Origin of the sequence: Natrinema sp. 74, from assembly GCF_046097095.1 — an archaeon.
GTDB lineage: Archaea > Halobacteriota > Halobacteria > Halobacteriales > Natrialbaceae > Natrinema.
The window spans coordinates 2,019,231-2,038,204 of sequence record NZ_CP175698.1 but is presented as its reverse complement, the minus strand read 5'-3'; the positions used below and the strand labels follow the sequence as shown (position 1 = coordinate 2,038,204).

Below are 18,974 nucleotides of genomic sequence, written 5' to 3'. Positions count from 1 at the left end.
GTTCGCCGCTGTCTACTGACCGTGTGTGCACTTCTTAACAACCCTTTTGGATGGATCGAAGAGTGTTGTATGTGAATACGCATCATGGGTGTTATCGAGCGGTTGAAAGCGATCGGCCCGGGAGCGCTCGTCGCGGCGGCGTTCGTCGGTCCAGGAACGGTAACGACTGCAAGTGTGATCGGCGCTGAATACGCGTATCTGCTCGTGTGGACGATCGCGTTCTCGATTCTCGCGACGATCGTGCTCCAGGAGATGAGTGCGCGGTTAGGGCTGATCACGCAGCAAGGGCTGGGGGAAGCGTTTCGAAACGAGTTCGAAAACCCGATTCCGCGGACGATTTCCGTCGCACTCGTCGTGAGCGCGATCGGGATCGGGACGGCGGCGTTCCAGACGGGCAACATCGTCGGCGGTGCCGCCGGCCTGTCGGCGATCACCGGTATCAGCGAGAACGTCTGGGGACCGGTTATGGGCCTCGTCGCCGCCGGACTGCTGTGGACGGGGAACTACAAACTGATCGAGCGGGTCTTCATCGGCCTCGTCGGGATCATGGGTGCGGCGTTCCTGCTCAACGCCGTCATGGTCCGGCCGGACGTCGGCTCGCTGGCGAGCGGACTCGTTCCGACGGTGCCCGACGGCTCGGCCTATCTCATCGCCGGCCTCGTCGGGACCACCGTCGTCGGCTACAACCTGTTCTTGCACGCAAGCACCGTCCAGGAACGGTGGGACGGCGCGGACGATCTCGCCGAATGTCGCACCGACACGATCGGGATGGTCGTCGTCGGCGGCCTCATCACGACGGCGATCGTCGTGACCGCCGCCGCGGTGTTCCCGAAGGGAACGTCGATCGATAACGTCGGCGCGATGGCCGACCAGCTAGAGCCCGTCTTCGGCGGTTACGCGCTCACGTTCTTCTCGGTCGGTCTGTTCGCGGCCGGCTTTACGAGCTCGATGAGCGCGCCGCTCGCCGGTGCCTACGCCACTGCCGGTGCGCTCGGCTGGGAACGCGATCTGACCGCAACGCGGTTTCGGGCGATCTGGATGACGATCCTCGGCATCGGCATCGTCTTTTCGGCACTCGACTTCAACCCTATTCAGGTGATCGTCTTCGCACAGGTAGCCAACGGCCTCTTGCTCCCGATTCTGGCCGTCTTCCTCATCTACGCGATGAACAACGACGAGTTGCTGGGCGATCACACGAACACGACGCTCCAGAACGTCCTCGGCGGAATCGTCACGCTCGTCGTGGTCGGGATCGGCCTCCGAACGCTCTACAACGTACTCTTGGTCTGACGACGATCTTCATGACAGGTTCAAACGAACACGACGCGAATTCGGATGCAATGGCACGCGACGACTCGAGCGACGGCGACGCGACCCGCATCGGGGTCGACGTCGGCGGGACCTTCACCGACGTGGCGCTGTCCGTCGACGACCGCCTCGTCACCGCGAAAGTGCCGTCGACGGAACCACAGCACGTCGGCGTCCTCGAGGGCATCGAGAAGGCCTGCGAGCGCGCCGATATCGAGCCCGGCGAGATCGACGGCTTCGCACACGCGATGACCGTCTCGGTCAACGCCCTCCTCGAGCGCGACGGCGCGGAGACCGCGCTCGTGACCACCGACGGGTTCCGCGACGTCCTCGAGATCGGCCGGCAGGATCGCCCCGATCTGTACGACCTCGAGGCCGAGAAACCCGAGCCACTAGTCCCCCGAGAGCGGCGCTTCGAGGTCGACGAGCGGACGACCGAAGACGGCGTCGAGCGACCGGTCGACGTCTCGGAAGTCTGCGAACTGGCGGCGACGCTGCGCGAGCGCGACGTTGAGGCGGTCGCGGTCTCGCTGCTACACGCCTACGCCGACCCCGAAAACGAGCGGATCGTCGCTGAGACGCTGCGCGAGGAACTGGACGTGCCCGTCTCGGCCTCCCACGAGGTGCTCGCGGAGTTCCGCGAGTTCGAGCGCACATCGACGACGGCGGTCGACGCCTATGTCCGACCCGCGATCGACCGCTACGTGGGCCAGTTGGTCGACGAAGCGAGCGACGCGGGGATCCCGGCCCCGCAGATCATGCAGGCAAACGGCGGAATCGCCGACCCCGAGACGGTCCGCGAACACGCCGTGACGACGACCCTGTCGGGACCCGCCGCCGGCGTCGTCGGTGCCGCGGCGACCGTCGACGACGACGACGTCGCGGGACTCGTGACCTTCGACATGGGCGGGACCTCGAGCGACGTGAGCCTCGTCCGGGACGGACGAGCCGAGCGGACGACCGACGCCGAGATCGACGGCCTGCCGATCCGGACGCCGATGGTCGACGTCAACACCGTCGGCGCTGGCGGCGGATCGATCGCCTGGGTCGACGCCGGCGGCGCGCTCCGGGTCGGCCCGGAGTCATCGGGGTCCCAGCCCGGTCCCGCCTGCTACGGCCGCGGGGGGACCGACCCCACCGTCACGGACGCCAACGTCGTGCTGGGCTACATCGGCCCCGAGACCGCGCTTGGCGGTGAGATGACCCTCGATGTCGAGGCGGCCCGCGACGCGCTCGGCCGACTGGCCGACGAGGCCGGCCTCGAGGGGCCGCTCGAGGCGGCCCGCGGCGTCTACCGCGTGGCGAACGCGACGATGACGCGGACGATCCGCTCCGTGACCGTCGAGCGGGGCCACGACCCCCGCGAGTTCGCGCTCGTGGCCTTTGGCGGCGCGGGCCCGATGCACGCCGCGGCGCTTGCCGATTCGCTGTCGGTCGATCGCGTCGTCGTGCCGCGTCCGGGCGGGGTCCTCTCGGCGTTCGGCCTGCTCGCGGCCGACGAGAGCTACGACGCCGTGCGGACGGTGGGCGTCGACCTCGACGGCGCAGACCGGGCGACGCTCGAGGAAGTCTACGACGGGCTCGTGGCCGACGTGCTCACAGCTGCGTCAGACCGGGACGCGGCGCGCGTCGAGCGGGCCGCCGACTGTCGGTATGCGGGCCAGAGCTTCGAACTCACCGTCCCCGTCGACGAGACGTTCGACGCGGCGGCGGTCGAATCGCGATTCCACGACGCCCACGAGCGGACCTACGGGTACGCGATGGACGAATCGATCGAGGTCGTCAATCTCCGTACGACGGCGACGGTGCCGGGCACGGAACCGGAGATGAGCCACGACGGCGGCGGCGACGCCGTCGTCGGGACCCGGACCGCTCACTTCCCCGACGCCGGCGCGCGGGAGACGACGGTCTACGACTGGGACCGACTCGAGACGGGCGCGTCGGTCGCGGGCCCGGCGGTGCTCGAACAGGCAGAGAGTACGACGGTCGTCCCGCCGACCTGGGCGGGCGAGATTCTCGCCGACGGGACGCTCGTCATGACGCGAACGGAGACGGACCGATGACGACTTCGACAACAGACATGACAGACGGCATCGACCCGGTGACCCTCGAGGTACTGCGAAACCAGTTAGAAAGCATCGCCGAGGAGATGGGCCAGACCCTGATCTGCGGGGCCTACTCGCCGAATATCAAGGAGCGCCGCGACTGTTCGACGGCGCTGTTCGACGCCGACGGGCGGATGATCGCTCAAGCCGAACACATTCCGGTTCACCTCGGCGCGATGCCGGCGGCTGTCGAGGCCGTACGCGAGCACGACCCGCGGCCGGGCGACGTGTTCGTGCTCAACGATCCCTTCACCGGCGGAACGCACCTGCCGGACGTGACGATGGTCTCGCCGATCGCTCCCGACGACGAGATCGTCGGATACGCAGTTTCTCGCGCCCACCACGCCGACGTCGGCGGGATGACCCCCGGCAGCATGCCAGCGGGCGCACAGGAGATCTACCAGGAGGGACTGCGACTCCCGCCAACCCGCCTCGTCGAGGGCGGTGAGCCGCGGGAGGACGTGCGGTCGCTCGTGCTCGCGAACGTCCGCAATCCGGGCGAACGCCGCGCCGACCTCCGCGCACAGCAGGCGGCAAACGAACGCGCCGAGGAACGACTCGCCGCGCTCTTCGAGGAACACGGCCGCGACACCGTCCTCACCGGGTTCGACGCCGTGATCGACTACTCGCGCGAACGGATCACCGACGAAATCGCGGCACTGCCAGACGGCGCGTACGAGGCCACCGACGTCCTCGAGGGCGACGGGGTGACCGACGACGACATCCCGATCAGTGTCACGGTGACGGTCGACGGCGAGACGATCGACGTCGATTTCTCTGGTACCGCGGCCCAGCTCGAGGGGAACCTGAACGCCCCGCTCGCGGTCGCGACGAGCGCCGTCTACTTCGTCGTGCGCTGTATCACCGATCCGGAGATCCCGCCGAATCAGGGCTGTTACGAACCGGTCGACGTCAGCGCGCCGACGGGATCACTGCTCAATCCGACCGTGCCAGCGGCGGTCGTCGGCGGGAACGTCGAGACCAGCCAGCGCGTCACCGACGTCGTCTTCACCGCGCTCGCACAGGCCGCGCCGGACCGCGTGACCGCACAGGGCCAGGGGACGATGAACAACCTCACGATCGGCGCTCGCGACGGCTCGTTCGCCTATTACGAGACGATCGGCGGCGGCTTCGGCGCTCGCGCCGACCGCGACGGCATGGACGGCGTCCAGGTCGGCATGACCAACACGCTCAACACGCCCGTCGAATCCCTCGAGACCGAGTACCCGCTTCGGGTCGAGCGCTACGCGCTCCGCGACAGCAGCGGCGGCCGCGGGCGGTTCCGCGGGGGGCTGGGCCTCGAGCGCTCGGTCACCGTCGAGAAAGCGTCGACGGTGTCGCTACTGACCGAACGCCGCCGCCACGCGCCGAAAGGCATCGCCGGCGGCGAGAACGGTGCGACCGGCGAGAACCTGATCGACGGCGAGCCGGCACCGGCGAAGACGACCGTCGACGTCGACGCCGGCACGACGGTCACCGTCAAAACGCCCGGCGGCGGCGGCCACGGTGAACCGCCGGCGGACGACGGCGAGGAGTGCGGTGACTGACGACGGTCGCGGCCGCTGGGACTGGTCGTCCCGTCGTCGAATACGACGGCCGAACCGGAGTTCCGAACACACCTCCCGGACTCCGTCACCGTCCACGGCGCGCGGATGGCCCTCGAGTCGGTCGGATCGGCGGTTTCGAACGCGACTTCGACGGACCGGGGGCGCTGTTCGAGCGCGACCGTCAGTGATCGGCCGACGGCTGTAATCGGGGATTCCGGCCGCGGACGATCCGATACCCGGAGACTCGAGTCGAGAATCGCCGACTCCATTCTCCGGTGACGGTGCCCTTTTGACGCCGCTGGTCCACCCTCCGGTATGGAACTCAACGGCGTGGCGGACCTGCCCGAAGTCCGCCCCGGCGACGACATCGCCGACCTCGTCGCGGATCGGGCCGCCCTCGAGCCGGGCGACGTGCTCACCGTCGCGAGCACGATCGTCTCGAAGGCGGAGGGTCGGACGGCGGACCTGGAAGACTACCCCGTCAGCGGCCGGGCCGAAGAGATCGCTGACCGGATCGAAGAGATCGCCGGCGAGGAGAAGGACCCGCGATTCGCGCAGGCGATCCTCGAGGAGAGCACGGAGCTGTTGATCGACGCCCCGTTCCTGCTGGCGGAGACCCGCTTTGGCCATATCTGTCCGAACGCGGGGATCGACCGCTCGAACGTGCCGGACCACGATCTGCTACTCCTGCCGAAGCGGCCCGACGAGAGCGCCGAACGGATTCGCGCAGGCCTCGAGGAGCGCGGCATCGAGGACGTGGCGGTTATCGTCACGGACACCTGCGGTCGCCCGTTCCGCCACGGACAGACCGGGGTGGCGATCGGCTGGGCCGGGCTGCCCGCGAGCCGCGACTGGCGCGGCGAACTGGATCGAAACGGCCACGAACTCGGCGTCACCGTCCAGTCGGTGGTCGACGAACTCGCCGCCGCGGCGAACCTCGTGACCGGCGAGGGAGCCGGTGGCACGCCGGCCGTCGTCGTCCGCGACTGGGAGTTCGGCGATCACGAAGGCAGTAACGAGCTCTTTCGATCCGTCGAGGACGACCTCGTTCGACAAGCACTGCGGGAGTGGAGGCTCGACGGATGACGGGCGAGGACCGAGCGGAGCGACCTGCGAGCCGCGACGGCGGCCCGATTCGGGCCATCGAGCTTACCCCCGAACATCCGCCCAAGCAACTCGCCGATCTCGCGGTGCTGGCCGAGGACGAGGGGTTCGATATCGCGTTCGCGAGTAGCCACTACTTCAACCGCGACCCGTTCGTAGTACTGTCGCGGATGGCCGACGCGACCGACGACCTGCGGCTGGGACCGGGTGTCGTCAACCCCTACGAGACCCATCCCGTGAAACTGGCCGCGCAAACGGCGACGATCGACGAGGTCAGCGACGGGCGCGCGGTCTTCGGCGTCGGCGCGGGCGATCGCTCCTCGCTTTCTAATCTGGGGGTCGAGCGCGACCGCCCGCTGCGGCGCGTCCTCGAGACGTTCGGCGTCGCTCGCGACCTCTGGGACGGGGAGACAGTCACCCACGAAGGGACCTTCACCGCGCGGGATGCCTCGCTCAATCTCGACCCACCCTCGGAGCGGATTCCGGTCTACGTCGGCGCGCAGGGGCCACACATGCTCCGAATGAGCGCGAAGCACGCCGACGGAGTCTTGATCAACGCCGCTCATCCGAAGGATCTGGAGTGGGCGGCGGGACAGCTCGAGCAGGGGCTGGCCGAACGACCCGACGAACGCGAGACACAACCCGCCTCGGCTACTCCGAGCGGGGAGCGCAGCGACCCGCGAGACGGCACGTTCGAGTCGTTGGCCTTCGCGAGCGTCAGCGTCGCTGGCGACGAGACCGAAGCGCGCGAGGCGGCCCGGCCACCGGTCGCCTTCATCGTCGGCGGGGCCGCGGAACCGGTTCTCGAGCGCCACGATATCGACCGTGAAGCGGCGGCTGCGGTGAGCGACGCATTGGAGCAAGGAGATCTCCCCGAGGCCTTCGGTCGCGTCACGCCGGCGATGATCGACGCTTTCTGTATCGCGGGGACGACCGAGACCGTCGCGGAGCGTTTCGAAGCGGCGCTGTCCTACGTCGACGGCATCGTCGTCGGGTCGCCGCTGGGGCCGGACCTCGAGGACGCGATCGAACGGGCGAGCGAGGCGTTAAAGCGCGCGACCGAGCCGTAGACGGGCGCGGAAAACGCCTCAGGCCGAGGTGAAGAGGCTACCGACCGCACCTAGGGTGAGAACGCCGAAGACGGCCATCGAAAAGGCGACGAGGAGCGCACCCATCAGGATGAGAAGCGGTGCGAGTCCCGCGCCCATCGCCACGTCGCCGAAAAGGCTGGTCATTTCGGTGAGGTTGTCCACGATAATGTTCAGCGGTGTCACGGTGGTCATAGACGGGGGTTGTGACCGGTCCTACTTGGCCGTGCCGGTCCCACGTCGGCGGAGCGATTAAGCCGTCGCCGTCCGTATGCCAGTTCGTGACTGACGATGCGACGCTCTCCGATTTTGCCGCGGTCGGCGAGGAGGAGCGAGACGGCGACGACGCCGACGAGAGCCCAGCGACGGCCGCCGACGCGGCGATCTCGACGTACGCATGGGGCGAGTACGCGTGCGACCGATGTGACGGGCCGACCGAACAGGTCTGGCGGAACGACGGCGACTTCGTCTGCCCGACCTGCAAAGAGTGGTAAACCGCCACTGCCGCCGGTAACAACGCGCTTCTCGGCGCATCTCGGCGGGCGGCCCCCGAAGCTTTATATCTTCGTCGCGGTTTTGTTGACCTGCAATGGCGAAAGGTACGGTCGCATTCTTCAACGACACTGGCGGTTACGGTTTCATCGAGACTGACGACGCGGACGAGGACGTGTTCTTCCACATGGAAGACATCGGCGGCCCCGACCTCGAGGAGGGCCAGGAACTGGAGTTCGAAATCGTCGAAGCCGAGAAAGGGCCACGCGCGACCAACGTCGAGCGGCTCTAGACGGTCGATTCCGACAGGAGGTATCGTTCTCAGATCGCTCCTCGAAGAGCGGCGGCACTCGAGTATGACGCGGGAGTGACTCGCGTACGACCGTCGATCGGGAGGGGACTGCGATGTATCGATCGCAGAATAGATGTTATGTATGACACAAAACATATGGTCCACAGCGACTGATATCCTCGTACGACTGAGAAGTCTGCGCCCCCGCCGATACCTTCGAGAGTATGACTAACGCCAACCCGACAGCAGACGCAGATGTCAATTCGACGCCCGACGGCGATGCCCTCCAGATAGCCGCGGTCGAGCAGCTCTGTGCCGACATCGAGGCGAACGTCTCGCGCGTGATCGTCGGTCACGAAGACGTCATTGAACACGTCATCACCGCCGTCCTCGGACGCGGTCACGTCCTCTTAGACGACGTACCCGGCGTCGGTAAGACCATGCTCGCGCGCTCGATCGCCAGATCCGTCGACTGCACGTTCAGCCGCGTCCAGTTTACGCCAGACCTGCTCCCGACCGACGTCACCGGCGTCAACGTCTTCAACCAGAAGACCCGCGAATTCGAGTTCCAGTCCGGGCCGGTCTTCGGCAACATCGTGCTAGGCGACGAGATCAACCGCGCGCCGCCGAAAACCCAAGCCGCGCTGCTCGAGGCCATGGAGGAAGGCCAGGTCACCGTCGACGGGACGACGCGCGAACTCCCCACGCCGTTTACCGTCATCGCGACACAGAACGCAGTCGAACCGAACCAGACCTACGAGCTGCCCTTCGCCGAGGTCGACCGGTTCATGAAAAAGCTCCATCTGGGCTATCCCGACCCCGACGAGGAGGCCGAACTGCTCGGCCGGACGGTCGGCGACCACCCCATCGAGTCACTCGAGGCGGTGACCGACCGCGAGACGCTCGTTGCCGCCCGCGAGACCGTCTCGACGGTTCAGGTCGCAGAGCCGGTCCGACAGTACGCGACGCGACTGGCGGCCTACACCCGCGAGAACGCCCACATCGGCGTCAGCCCCCGCGGGACGATCTCGCTGCTACGGGCCGCACAGGCCCGCGCCGTCACCGACGGCCGCGAGTACGTGATCCCAGACGACCTTCAGATCGAAGCGCCCGTCGTGCTGAGCCACCGAATCAAGACGGCCGGGCACGATCGGGACGGCGCGGCGGTCGTCGAGGACGCCCTCGAGCGCGTGCCCGTCGAATGAACGCGCGACTCACGCTTCGCGGCTGGACCGCCGTCGGCGTGATCGCCGCCGCCGTCGCGATGAGCTGGTGGGCCGGTCCGCGGGCGTTGAACGCCGTCGTCGTCCCGCTCGCCGTCGTCTTGCTCGCCGGCCTCCTCGCTGTCGGCCGGGCCGACCGGCCGCGGATCGACCGCCGTCCCGTCCGCGAGGGATTCATCGGCGAACGGCGGCGGATTGAGGTCACGATCGAAAGCGACGGGACCGTCGCCGCGGCCGTTCGCGATACGGTCGACGACGGACTCTCGGCGGCCGAGGAGCCAGTCACCGAGACCACCCTGGAGGGCGAGGAGACGTTCGCGTACGACGTGCGACTCGAGGAGCGAGGCGAGCGCCGTATCGGCCCCCTATCGATCACGGTCAGCGACGTGCTCGGGCTCGTCGAACGGCGCTTCGAGTACGAGGAACCGACGGCCGTCCTCGTCTATCCGCGCGTTCGCGATCTGAGTCGCGGTCCCACAGCCGATCTCCGGACGCTGACCGGCGTCGCGGATCGGCGCGACACCGAGGAGTTCGACCACCTCCGAGAGTATCGCCGCGGTGACGCCCTACGCGACGTCCACTGGAAGAGCGCGGCCAAGCGCCCCGATGACGAACTGACCGTCGTAGAGTACGACGACGAAGCCGACGCCGGGGACGTCACGGTCGCCGCCGAGTGCGTCACCGACCGCGACGACGAGATGGCATCGGCCGCCGCCAGCGTCGTGACCGCCCTGCTCGAGGTGGGCGCGACAGTCGGGGTCGCCGTTCCCGACGGAACGTACCCGCCGGGGTCGGGGCGATCACACCACCGCGACCTTCTGGGGCTGCTCGCCGTCGCCGAATTCGGCTCGCTTCCGGAGCACACCCGTCGGGACGCGGACGTGCTGGTTCGAACCGACGCGGACGGAACGACGATCGCCGTCGACGGCCGCGAGCTCCCCTTCGACCGACTCCGTGGCGGCCTGAACGGCGAGCCCGAGACGCATCGAAACGGACCTGATCGCGACGCCGAGGGTGGGACGGAGGTGCACGCGTGAGCGCTGACTCGGCAAGGGACGCCGGCGAGCGAACGATCGCGGTCGACGCGGACGGCTCCCTCGAGGGCGACGCCCTCCGCCGACTGGCGCTCGGTTGCATACTCGTCCTGACGGCTTCGTACGTGAGCGTCCTCTACGAGGTGACCAGGATCGTCGGCGGGAGCACAGCGCTACTCGTGATCGTCGGTGGGATGCTCCTCGGGGCGACGGCGGTCGCGCGAGCGGTTCGCCCGCGGACCGCCATAGCCATCGCGCTGTCCGCCACCGTGGCCGGATTCGCCTACTACCTCACGTCTGCCGGCGTCGAACTCGGAGTCGTCCTCACGTCGATGGACGCCATCGTCTCCGACACCGTCGCGCTCGCGACCGGTCTGCCGCTGCTCCGAATGGTTCAGGCCGGCGTCTGGACGCTCGGATTTGCACCGACTCCCGTCTTCCTCTCGTGGTATCTCGCCCTCCGTGGCCGCTACGGCTCGAGCGCCCTCCTGGGTGGCGGGGCGCTTGGCTTTCTCGTCCTGACCGGCGATGCCGGCATGCTCGTCACGTTAGCCGGCACCCTCGCCGGCATCGGGGCCGTCGCGTTCGGCGACCTCGAGAACCGGGGCGGCTCGATCGCACAGGCGGACCTACTAGCCGCCGTCTTCGCGCTGGCCATCGTCCTCTCGCTGACCGTCACGGCCGTCCCCGGGGAGCCGGCCGGACCGACCCACCTCGTTCAGGGCGAAGACGGCACGCTCGAAGCGACGCTTGACACCGCGCCCCAGCGGTCGGGGATCAGCGGCCAGGTCGACCTCTCGCCGGAGGTTCGATTTACGGTCGAATCCGAGACGCCATCGTACTGGCGAACCGGCGTCTACGATCGGTTCACCGGGGACGAATGGATCCGGACCGGACAGAGCAGCCGGTACGACGGTCGGATGGACGCCCCGCCCGGTGACTACGAGACCGTCGAATACACCGTCACCGCCCAGACGAAACTGGGTATCATGCCCGTCGCGCCACAGCCGCTGGCACTCGGTGACGACGCCGCTAGGCGGGCCTTGCTCTCTACCCACGGCCAACCGCGGCCGGACGTGCCACTCGAGAAGGGAGATAGCTACACCGTCGAGAGCGCGGTCATCGATCCCGCTCCGAGCGAGCTCCGGGCCGCTGGAACCGACTACCCCGACGAGATCACCGACCGCTACCTCCAGACGCCGGAGGGAACCTCGAGCGCGTTCCGCCGGCGCACCGCCGAGATCACGGCCGGCGCTACCACACCCTACGAGGCCGCGGTCGCGATCGAAGACCACCTCGAGTCGACGAAAACGTACTCGCTGGACGTCTCACAGCCACCCGGCAACGTCGCCGAGGGGTTCTTGCTCGAGATGGACGCCGGCTACTGCGTCTACTTCGCGACGACGATGACCCAGATGCTCCGCGAAGAGGGGATCCCGGCCCGCTACGTCACCGGCTACACGAGCGGCCAGCAGATCGACGACGACAAATATCTCGTCCGCGGGCTCGACGCTCACGCCTGGGTCGAGGTCTACTTCCCCGACCACGGTTGGGTGCGGTTCGATCCGACGCCCGGCGAGTCGCGCAACGCGGTTCACACGGATCGCCTCCAGCAAGCCCGCATGAACGGCAACGAGGCGGCCGACATCGAAGAAAGCGAAGACGATCCGATTCGCGATGAACGCGACGCGGTACCCAACGACACTCCCGTGACAGACCCAAGTGCGCCAAACGAGAGCCCGTCGAACCCCGGAACACCGAACGAAACGCCGCAATCGGGGAACCAGACGACCGATCCGAACGTCTCCACGTCGGACCTCGGCGGACCGGGCGAGCGCAATGGCGACGATCGCAGTGCGTGGGTCCCCGGGTTCGTCACGATCACGCGCGAAACGGCCGCGCTCGGGCTCGTCTTGCTCGTCGGTCTCGCCGCCGCCGCGCGCCGAACCGGTGCGACCGGGCGCGCTCGTCGCGAAATCGGCATCTACTGGCACGGCTCCCGCGGCGATCCCGACCGAGACGCCGAGCGCGCCTTCCGTCGGCTCGAGCGACTCCTAGCACGCCAGTTCCGGCCGCGGCGTCGCTCGGAGTCGGCGCGTGCGTATCTGGCGGCGCTCTCGGAGACGGCCGACGAGGACGACGGTGAGCCGCTCGATCCGCGAACCGAACGAGTCCTCGAATGCTACGAACGGGCGATTTACGGCGACGGCGTCGACCGGACAGCGGCCGACGAGGCGATCGCGGTCGTCGACGATCTCGCCAGAGAGTACCTTCCGCTATTCGGTCGCCAGCGGAAGTCGTAGCCGACTCCGCGGAGTTGCAGGACGTGAGCGCGGACGCTACCGTTCGCCAGTCGGTACACTTCCGATTTACTTAAAAAGAACCGCGCGAGGGCATGCGGGTCCCGATAGTGTTTAATATGCCCGTTTCATAGCTACGAACGTAATGTCGGAAGTCTGCTCGACGTGCGGGCTGCCCCAGGAACTCTGCGTCTGCGAGGACGTGGCCAAGGGCCAACAGCAACTCAACATCCGCATTGACGAGCGCAGATACGGTAAAGAGGTAACGATCGTCGAAGGATTCGATCCGAAGGACGTCGATCTCGACAGTCTCTCGTCGGATCTCAAGTCCAAGTTCGCCTGTGGTGGCACCGTCGAGGACGACCAGATCGAACTCCAAGGCAACCACACCGGCCGCATCGAGGAGTTCCTTCGGGACCGCGGCTTCAACGTCGCCTAATGCCCGCGATGCTCTGAGACGACTTCCGAACCCGCGACCGAGCCGCTCGACCACCGCTTTTTCGATGCCACTGCCAACTAGTCGCGTCGCTAACGTTCACACAGGTATACGAACCGACAGCACACGAGAACGGTGGCCGATCCGCAATCAGAACGGCGACTCGCGCTCGGCCGATTCGCCGCCCGCCGACTCGTCCCCGTCGTCGCGAACCAGTCCGAATTTCATGCCGTATTTCTCGAGGCCGCCGTCCATGCTCTCGACGCGGGCGTCCGCGGTCCCTTCGTAGGAGCCGATAAGCTGTGCAGCCTGAACGCTCGCTTTGCCGTGGGGACAGACGGTGACGATGCGGTCGGCATCATCGAGTTCGTCGACTCGGTTCGTGAGTTCGTGGAAGGGAATGTTCTCGCTGCCGGGAATGTGGCTGTGCGCGAAGTTGCGCTCGTCCCGAATGTCGACGATGCGAACGTCGGCGTCGTCCTCGAGGAGTTCGTTGACCTCGTCGGTTGAGATTTCGCCGTCCATCACCGGCGCGTTAGGCGGCGGGCCGAATAAGGGTACGGGTCGGGACGCGACAGCCGTGGGAGCAGAGCCCGGTTCGGTTTCCACCGGGACTACAAGAGGCCGTCTTCTTTCGCCAGCAACAGCCCCGACAGCGTTGCGTCGTTCGTCGGTCCCTCGCGTACCTGCTCGAGCGCCGCGTCGACCGGCACCGTCGTCACCTCGAGGAACTCGTTGGTGTCGAGTTCGCGCTCTCCGAGCTCGAGCCCCTCGGCGTAGACGATGGCGCGGTCGTGGCGCAGGACGCCCGTCGCGACGGCGTACGCTTCGAGGAGCGCGGTGCTCGTCGGTCGAAAGCCGGTCTCCTCCTCGAGTTCGCGGGCCGCAGCCTGCGTGTAGGACTCGCCGTCCTCAACGATTCCCGCGGGGAGCTCGAGATGCGTCTCGCGGATCGTCGGACGGTACTGCTCGACGAACAGGAGGCGGTCGCCGTCCGCGGACTCGGCATCGCCGTCGGTCTCCTCGAGGACGTCGGCATCGATCCGCGCGACGACGACGACGGCCGGCGGCAAGTCGGCCCAGTAGTAGCGTTTCTCGCTCCCGTCGGGCTGTTCGAGCAAGTCGTACCCGCCGTCGTACCAGCCGGTCTCGTACTCGGTCCGCTCTTCGAGGAGCGTCCACTCGTCGGAGACTGTCATGACGAACGCTGCATCCGCGAGCGGGTAATAGGTGACGTTTCGGCCCCTTGCAGCGAACGTGAACGTGCGCTCGGGCGTGATCGATCGGCGGTTCGATACCGCGACTCCCGAGAGCGACGGCCGGCAACGAATCGACCCACGGAACTCGTCGGCGTCGGCGAGCCGTCACGACCGTAGTGGCAGAACCGATCGGGCGAGGGGTATCGGCCTACCGACCGCCTCGTTCGAGGGAGTTACGACTGGTCGACGAGGGGTCGGTACAGCCGTCCGAACACCTGTCGGCGGAGCGTCGCGATCGCCGCATCTTCCTCGTTTTGAAACGTCGCCGCGACGGCCTCGCCGTCAGGACCGGCATGCCAGACAACGCGGTCGACGTTCTCGCTTCCCACCGTCGTCACCTCGGCGTCGACGGACTCACACCACTCCTCGAACTCCTCGCGATCCCCGACGTGGACCTCGAGCAAGCCCGCGAAGAGCGCGTCTCGAGCGGTTTCGACGACGTCTCCGGTGACCCGCTCGTCGTACTCTGCGCGGTCGAACGCCATGGCCTTCGCGACTTCGCGGACGACCGTCTGCGCCGCGGGGCCGACCTCCTCGTAGCGCTCGCGTGCCGCCTCGGTCGACGACGGCGAGAGCGTTCCAACCGTGTGCATACCGACCGATCGACCGACGGACAGTTACGCGTTTTCGTTCGTCTCGGCGTCGCCGTCGCCGTCAGATTCTGAACCCTCGTCCGCGTCGGCCTCGCTTGCGCCCTGCATCTCTCGGGTCAGTTCAGCGGCTTCCTGGAGCACCTCCTCGGTCTCGGCGGTCATCGAGCCGCGACCCGGTCGGCGGCTCTGGCGGGCGATTCCCCCCTCGAGCGAATCAGGACGACCTGGCTCGTGGCCATGGTGGTGGCCGGCTGTGTCGAAATCCGGTGTCTCGATTTCGTCTGCGTGTGCGCTGACGATTTCGCCGAGTTCCTCGGGACTGCAGTCGCTCCAGTCGGGCGCGTGCTCCTCAAGCCACATGCGGTGGTCCTCGCGTCCGAGCGAAGCGGTGATCGCGAGATGGTTCGCGAGATGAACCGCATCAGCCTCTTCGGCGTCACAGACCGGACAGGTATATCCCATAGGTGAGCGTACGGGTCCAGCCGGTAAAGCGTCCCGCCAGCGCCTACCCGAGTTTCCGAATCATCACGATCGCGTCCTCGCCGTCGCCGTAGTAACCGGGTACCCGCCGGAGCGGTTCGAAGCCGAACTCGCGGTAGAGCCGTTTCGCCCCGTCGTTCGACCGCCGGACCTCGAGTTTGACCGTCTCGGCACCGCGGGCGGCGAGGACGCCAAGCGAACGCGAGAGAAGCGCAGAGCCGATGCCCGCGCCGCGGTGGTCCGCGTGGACGGCAATGTCCTTGACGTGGCCGAGCGAGCGGCCGATCTGCTGGGTGACGTCGGCGATGATGTACCCCGCGATCTCGCCGTCGATCTGGGCGACGAGGAACCCCGGATTGCCGAGAAACCGCTCAAAAGCGTCGTACGGCCAGGGCTGAGAGAAAGAGTCGTTCTCGATGCGAACGACCGCGAGGAGATCCGCACGCTCTGCGGGCCTGATCGACACCTCGTCGCCGTCCTCGTAAGCGCGCATCGTCACACGAGGGGGTAATGCACCGAGCGATAAAAGCCGTACCGTCCCGGCAGCCACCCTCGCGAGCGGGCAGTGATGTCGACTCGATCGGTGAATGCAGCCCGCACGTCACGTCTCACTCGTCGACATCGCTCTCCTCGGCGTCACTCTCCTCGTCGCCGTTCTCGTCGACGTCTGTCGTCGGCTCTTCATCTTGCGTTCCGCCATACTGCGTCTGGTCGTCCTCAGTCTCCGAATCGTCGGCCATGCAAATCACTCGGCCGGGATTGCGTCGATCTCGAAATCTTCGGTCAGCCCCTTCAGCTTGTCAAGGGCGTCCTGTTCTTCACGGAGGTTCTGCTCGAGACGGTCGGCGGCCTCGTCCATCCCGAGTTGATCGGCGAGCGGAATTAGGTTCCCGTAGGCGGCGATTTCGTAATGCTCAGTCTTCTCGGCGGCCGCCATATTGTGGTAATCCATTACCTCCTGGGATGGATCCATCGACGTGAACTCCTCGTACTCCTCAAGGAGTCCTTCGATCCCTTCGCATTCCTCTTTTTCCGGCGGTTCGCCGAACTCGTCGAAGACCTCCTCTAGCCGGTCGATCTGGTCCTGCGTCTCCTCGCGGTGCTCCGCGAACGCCTGAGAGATCTCCTCGCGATCGGTATTTCGCTCGAGTTCCTCGAGCGCGTCGAGTAGCTGATGCTCCGCGTGGTAAATATCCTCGAGGCCGTGCTCGAACAGGTCCTGAATAGTGTCCATGCTCATGGTGTGACCAGTCGGTCGTTCACCTGCCGAGCGAAAAAGCCACGAGCCTGCGACGGCAGGCGCTGGCACGGCCGCCGAGACCGTTACTCCGCCGAGAGGTCGTCTAGTTCGAGCCGGAGGCGAACGCTGTCAGGTTCCTTGCGATTGGTAGTCGCGTTCACGACGGCGACCGACTTCCGTTCGAACGCCACAGATAGCGTTCTTCTCTCCGGTCGACGTGATCCAGCAGTGGTGCTTGCTCGTCATCGATCGGACATGCTATCTCGAGTCTCGCGGTACGATTGCTTCTGCCGCCAGTTGTCCCGAACGACACGACTATCATCGAACGTTCCTCGAGACCGGGCCGATGACCGGTGGATTCGTGACCACGCGATCAGCTCCGAGCGCACGCTTTCCCGGCAATTATTGCTGCATCGGTCTCGGACCCATCAGCCGTGTTTCGGTACCGGCCAATGGAACCCATCAAGCACACCAACTGGTATCCAAGTTTACGACAGTCGACTGATTCAATTCGATGCGGATCTTATCGAAATGCACTCTCGCTCTTCGTATGATGGTGCTACCAGATGCTGAGAGCCCTGCGCGGTACGTGCCGTCGTTCATCCGTTCGAACGAATGGACCGAAAACTTGCTGAAAATAACACTCAACCCATTTGGCTACCCCACTGGCGGTAGTCACGTGACGCACTTGAGTTCGATGCACAACAGTGTGTTACCCACACACAGGATACGGCGGCTACAATGGATTTCCGTCAGCGATAGCGGCATAATACTCTGCTAAGACTGAACACGGGTATCGCTTGCAGCCGAAGCGGTACTTATGGCGATCGGGTCCGAAACGGTGTCCATGACAGATGCAGCCGAATGTAAGCCGGAGCCGGTCGAGCAGGAAGCGGAGGAGCGTGACGACGCCCACCTCGACGATATCGAAGAAGGGGCCGGCTGTACGGAGATCTGGGAACACCTCGCCGAGAAACGAGAGGAGTAATACATCTATTTCGTCTCGGCAACGGTCTTTTTACGGCGAGCCTCCTACTGATATTCATGACCGATAACCGGCCCGGCGATCGTTCGAACCGCCGCGGCGAGAACGGTCGATCGATCCCGACGGACCGCGAATCTCCCGTCGGCGCACCTGTGATCCGGGGCGACGAATCGGTCGCCGGAACTCGCGCTCGCGAGGCCGTCCAGTTCGATCCCGACGACCCAGACAGCCTCGCCGACGCCGCCGAAACCGTCCGACAGTTCGCCGGCGGTAAAAGCGGCGACGACCACCTCTACATGCTCCGCGGTGCGGCCGCCTGTGCAGCCCTTGTCCGCGGTGAAGGCTCCTACAAAGCCGCCGCAGAACGCGCCGGCGGAGAGGCCACTGTCTCGTTCATTCGAAAATGGGCCCGCGTCCATGACCTCCCGCGATCGGTTCGCAAACAAGTCGCACTCGGCCAAATCGCGCCGACCGCTGCCAAGCATATCGCCCGCGTCGCCGGCGAAGCCCGACTCCTCCTCGCATGGGCTACCCTTGACGGCGATCTCACCGTTCGCGAGGTCCGTAGCGTCGCTAGCGCTATCAACGACGACATCCCCCTCGATCAAGCCCTCGCAGACCACGACATCACCCTCGGCCGGCTCGAGGTCACTCTCTCGCCGGATACCTACCGCGACCTGCGGCGGCGCGCATCCATCGAAGGCGTCGATCCTGGTCTAATTATCGCCGACGCCCTCGAGCAGTACTTCGAATGAGCTAGTGCGGCAGCGGAGAAAGAAACGTTTAACCGCCACTCGCCGAAAAGGGTAACTACAGGGCCGGTAGCTCAGTTTGGCAGAGCGTCTGGCTTTTAACCAGACGGTCGCGTGTTCAAATCGCGCCCGGCCCGCTTTCTCTTGACGAACCATTTACGAATTAATATCAGCGGAAAAGCGATAGCTGACCGCAGTATACGACGTGACTGTGTGAACAGCAATGTTCGAAAATTACGTGCTCGATTCGGTCAGTAAGGCCGATCGAACGATGTTCGACGACTGGACCAGCTGAACTTCGGACACTCGGTTCTAGATATCGACGCTTTTCGTTTTGTTCGCTAAAGCAACCGCGAACGTTGCGACTCGACGAATAGGAGTGTGAGGAAGCCAAGGGCCGGATTTGAACCGGCGGTGGGCGGCTCTGCAGGCCGCTGCGTTCGGCCGGACTCTGCCACCTTGGCGCGTTCTATCGTTATGACTGCGGTCGTTTAAGCATAGCGGTACGACACGGTCTATGGTGGGCTCTTACACTGCCAATAAATGCAGAAAACCCCCATAACACCGGGCAGCGGTGCTATGGGGGTAATGTGGAATGAAGTATGAGTGGATGGCGGCGAAACGGGGTTCCCAGAGGCTCGCGCACTCCAGTACTGGCCGTAACGCAGACAGGCTTATCTTCCGTGTTCGGGATGGGTACGGGAGGAACCCTGCCGCTATGGCCGCCTTAACGCCG

At 66.0% G+C, this 18,974-nt stretch carries 21 protein-coding genes, 2 tRNA genes, 1 rRNA gene and 1 pseudogene; 15 read left to right on the top strand and 10 right to left on the bottom strand.

Annotated elements, in window-relative coordinates; all coding sequences use genetic code 11:
* The first annotated feature begins 84 nt into the window (after positions 1-84).
* The 6 genes and pseudogenes from ACJ70B_RS10115 (at position 85) to ACJ70B_RS10090 (ending at position 7,134) form a co-directional block, all read left to right on the top strand.
* Positions 85-1,290 carry an Nramp family divalent metal transporter gene (locus ACJ70B_RS10115; RefSeq protein ID WP_408956862.1) on the top strand — a complete coding sequence of 402 codons (1,206 nt, stop codon included), beginning with the start codon at positions 85-87 and terminating at the stop codon, positions 1,288-1,290.
* 50 nt (positions 1,291-1,340) lie between these two features.
* Entirely contained in the window at positions 1,341-3,371 is a 2,031-nt protein-coding gene (locus tag ACJ70B_RS10110; RefSeq protein WP_408956861.1) for a hydantoinase/oxoprolinase family protein, read from the top strand.
* Positions 3,368-4,960, top strand: a complete 1,593-nt coding sequence (locus ACJ70B_RS10105; RefSeq protein WP_408956860.1) for a hydantoinase B/oxoprolinase family protein — start codon at positions 3,368-3,370, stop codon at positions 4,958-4,960. The genes ACJ70B_RS10110 and ACJ70B_RS10105 overlap by 4 nt, the downstream gene beginning before the upstream one ends.
* Before the next feature lie 15 nt (positions 4,961-4,975).
* A pseudogene (locus ACJ70B_RS10100) lies at positions 4,976-5,131 on the top strand (maleate cis-trans isomerase); the annotation flags it as partial.
* Between the two features lie 144 nt (positions 5,132-5,275).
* Positions 5,276-6,046, top strand: a complete 771-nt coding sequence (locus ACJ70B_RS10095; RefSeq protein ID WP_408956859.1) for a coenzyme F420-0:L-glutamate ligase — start codon at positions 5,276-5,278, stop codon at positions 6,044-6,046.
* Complete coding sequence (locus ACJ70B_RS10090) at positions 6,043-7,134, top strand: 5,10-methylenetetrahydromethanopterin reductase (RefSeq protein ID WP_408956858.1); 1,092 nt, start codon at positions 6,043-6,045, stop codon at positions 7,132-7,134. Before ACJ70B_RS10095 ends, ACJ70B_RS10090 begins: the two co-directional genes overlap by 4 nt.
* Positions 7,135-7,152: 18 nt before the next feature.
* Here ACJ70B_RS10090 and ACJ70B_RS10085 read toward each other — a convergent pair whose 3' ends face one another.
* A complete protein-coding gene (locus tag ACJ70B_RS10085) occupies positions 7,153-7,347 on the bottom strand; it encodes a hypothetical protein (protein WP_408956857.1) in 195 nt (64 codons plus the stop codon).
* Between the two features lie 86 nt (positions 7,348-7,433).
* Between ACJ70B_RS10085 and ACJ70B_RS10080 the strand changes: the two genes are divergently transcribed.
* The 6 genes from ACJ70B_RS10080 (at position 7,434) to yciH (ending at position 12,932) form a co-directional block, all read left to right on the top strand.
* Positions 7,434-7,646, top strand: a complete 213-nt coding sequence (locus ACJ70B_RS10080; protein ID WP_408956856.1) for a hypothetical protein — start codon at positions 7,434-7,436, stop codon at positions 7,644-7,646.
* Between the two features lie 95 nt (positions 7,647-7,741).
* A complete protein-coding gene (locus tag ACJ70B_RS10075; protein ID WP_049991716.1) occupies positions 7,742-7,936 on the top strand; it encodes a cold-shock protein in 195 nt (64 codons plus the stop codon).
* A 224-nt stretch (positions 7,937-8,160) separates the two neighbouring features.
* Positions 8,161-9,141: an AAA family ATPase gene (locus ACJ70B_RS10070; protein ID WP_408956855.1), complete on the top strand. Its 981-nt coding sequence runs from the start codon at positions 8,161-8,163 to the stop codon at positions 9,139-9,141.
* On the top strand, positions 9,138-10,196 hold the full coding sequence (locus ACJ70B_RS10065) for a DUF58 domain-containing protein (RefSeq protein ID WP_408956854.1): 1,059 nt from the start codon (positions 9,138-9,140) through the stop codon (positions 10,194-10,196). Before ACJ70B_RS10070 ends, ACJ70B_RS10065 begins: the two co-directional genes overlap by 4 nt.
* Entirely contained in the window at positions 10,193-12,496 is a 2,304-nt protein-coding gene (locus ACJ70B_RS10060; protein WP_408956853.1) for a DUF3488 and transglutaminase-like domain-containing protein, read from the top strand. Before ACJ70B_RS10065 ends, ACJ70B_RS10060 begins: the two co-directional genes overlap by 4 nt.
* Before the next feature lie 142 nt (positions 12,497-12,638).
* Positions 12,639-12,932, top strand: coding sequence for a stress response translation initiation inhibitor YciH (gene yciH, locus ACJ70B_RS10055; protein ID WP_006183677.1), 294 nt, complete (start codon positions 12,639-12,641; stop codon positions 12,930-12,932).
* A gap of 147 nt (positions 12,933-13,079) precedes the next feature.
* On the opposite strand, the gene ACJ70B_RS10050 is transcribed toward yciH, so the two are convergent.
* The 7 genes from ACJ70B_RS10050 to ACJ70B_RS10020 form a co-directional block, all read right to left on the bottom strand.
* On the bottom strand, positions 13,080-13,454 hold the full coding sequence (locus ACJ70B_RS10050; RefSeq protein ID WP_408956852.1) for a rhodanese-like domain-containing protein: 375 nt from the start codon (positions 13,452-13,454) through the stop codon (positions 13,080-13,082).
* Positions 13,455-13,543: 89 nt separating this feature from the next.
* Positions 13,544-14,128 (bottom strand): NUDIX hydrolase, encoded by a 585-nt coding sequence (locus ACJ70B_RS10045; RefSeq protein WP_408956851.1) that lies wholly within the window; start codon positions 14,126-14,128, stop codon positions 13,544-13,546.
* Between the two features lie 233 nt (positions 14,129-14,361).
* Positions 14,362-14,781 carry a DUF5809 family protein gene (locus ACJ70B_RS10040; RefSeq protein ID WP_408956850.1) on the bottom strand — a complete coding sequence of 140 codons (420 nt, stop codon included), beginning with the start codon at positions 14,779-14,781 and terminating at the stop codon, positions 14,362-14,364.
* Between the two features lie 24 nt (positions 14,782-14,805).
* The gene (locus ACJ70B_RS10035; protein ID WP_408956849.1) at positions 14,806-15,243 is read right to left on the bottom strand and encodes a DUF5810 domain-containing protein; all 438 of its coding nucleotides are present in this window, start codon (positions 15,241-15,243) and stop codon (positions 14,806-14,808) included.
* Between the two features lie 43 nt (positions 15,244-15,286).
* Complete coding sequence (gene rimI / locus ACJ70B_RS10030) at positions 15,287-15,754, bottom strand: ribosomal protein S18-alanine N-acetyltransferase (protein ID WP_408960100.1); 468 nt, start codon at positions 15,752-15,754, stop codon at positions 15,287-15,289.
* Between the two features lie 115 nt (positions 15,755-15,869).
* Positions 15,870-16,001 (bottom strand): hypothetical protein, encoded by a 132-nt coding sequence (locus tag ACJ70B_RS10025; RefSeq protein ID WP_408956848.1) that lies wholly within the window; start codon positions 15,999-16,001, stop codon positions 15,870-15,872.
* A gap of 5 nt (positions 16,002-16,006) precedes the next feature.
* Positions 16,007-16,501: a ferritin-like domain-containing protein gene (locus tag ACJ70B_RS10020; RefSeq protein WP_408956847.1), complete on the bottom strand. Its 495-nt coding sequence runs from the start codon at positions 16,499-16,501 to the stop codon at positions 16,007-16,009.
* Between the two features lie 847 nt (positions 16,502-17,348).
* On the opposite strand from ACJ70B_RS10020, the gene ACJ70B_RS10015 reads away from it, so the two are divergent.
* From ACJ70B_RS10015 to ACJ70B_RS10005, 3 genes are all read left to right on the top strand, one after another.
* Entirely contained in the window at positions 17,349-17,489 is a 141-nt protein-coding gene (locus ACJ70B_RS10015) for a hypothetical protein (protein WP_408956846.1), read from the top strand.
* A gap of 56 nt (positions 17,490-17,545) precedes the next feature.
* Positions 17,546-18,241, top strand: a complete 696-nt coding sequence (locus ACJ70B_RS10010) for a hypothetical protein (protein WP_408956845.1) — start codon at positions 17,546-17,548, stop codon at positions 18,239-18,241.
* Positions 18,242-18,301: 60 nt separating this feature from the next.
* Positions 18,302-18,375: transfer RNA gene (locus ACJ70B_RS10005), tRNA-Lys, on the top strand.
* A gap of 251 nt (positions 18,376-18,626) precedes the next feature.
* Here the strand turns inward: ACJ70B_RS10005 and ACJ70B_RS10000 are convergent.
* Together ACJ70B_RS10000 and rrf are read right to left on the bottom strand one after the other, a co-directional pair.
* A tRNA-Cys gene (locus ACJ70B_RS10000) sits at positions 18,627-18,702 on the bottom strand.
* Positions 18,703-18,846: 144 nt separating this feature from the next.
* Positions 18,847-18,968, bottom strand: a 5S ribosomal RNA gene (rrf, locus tag ACJ70B_RS09995).
* Between the last annotated feature and the right edge of the window lie 6 nt (positions 18,969-18,974).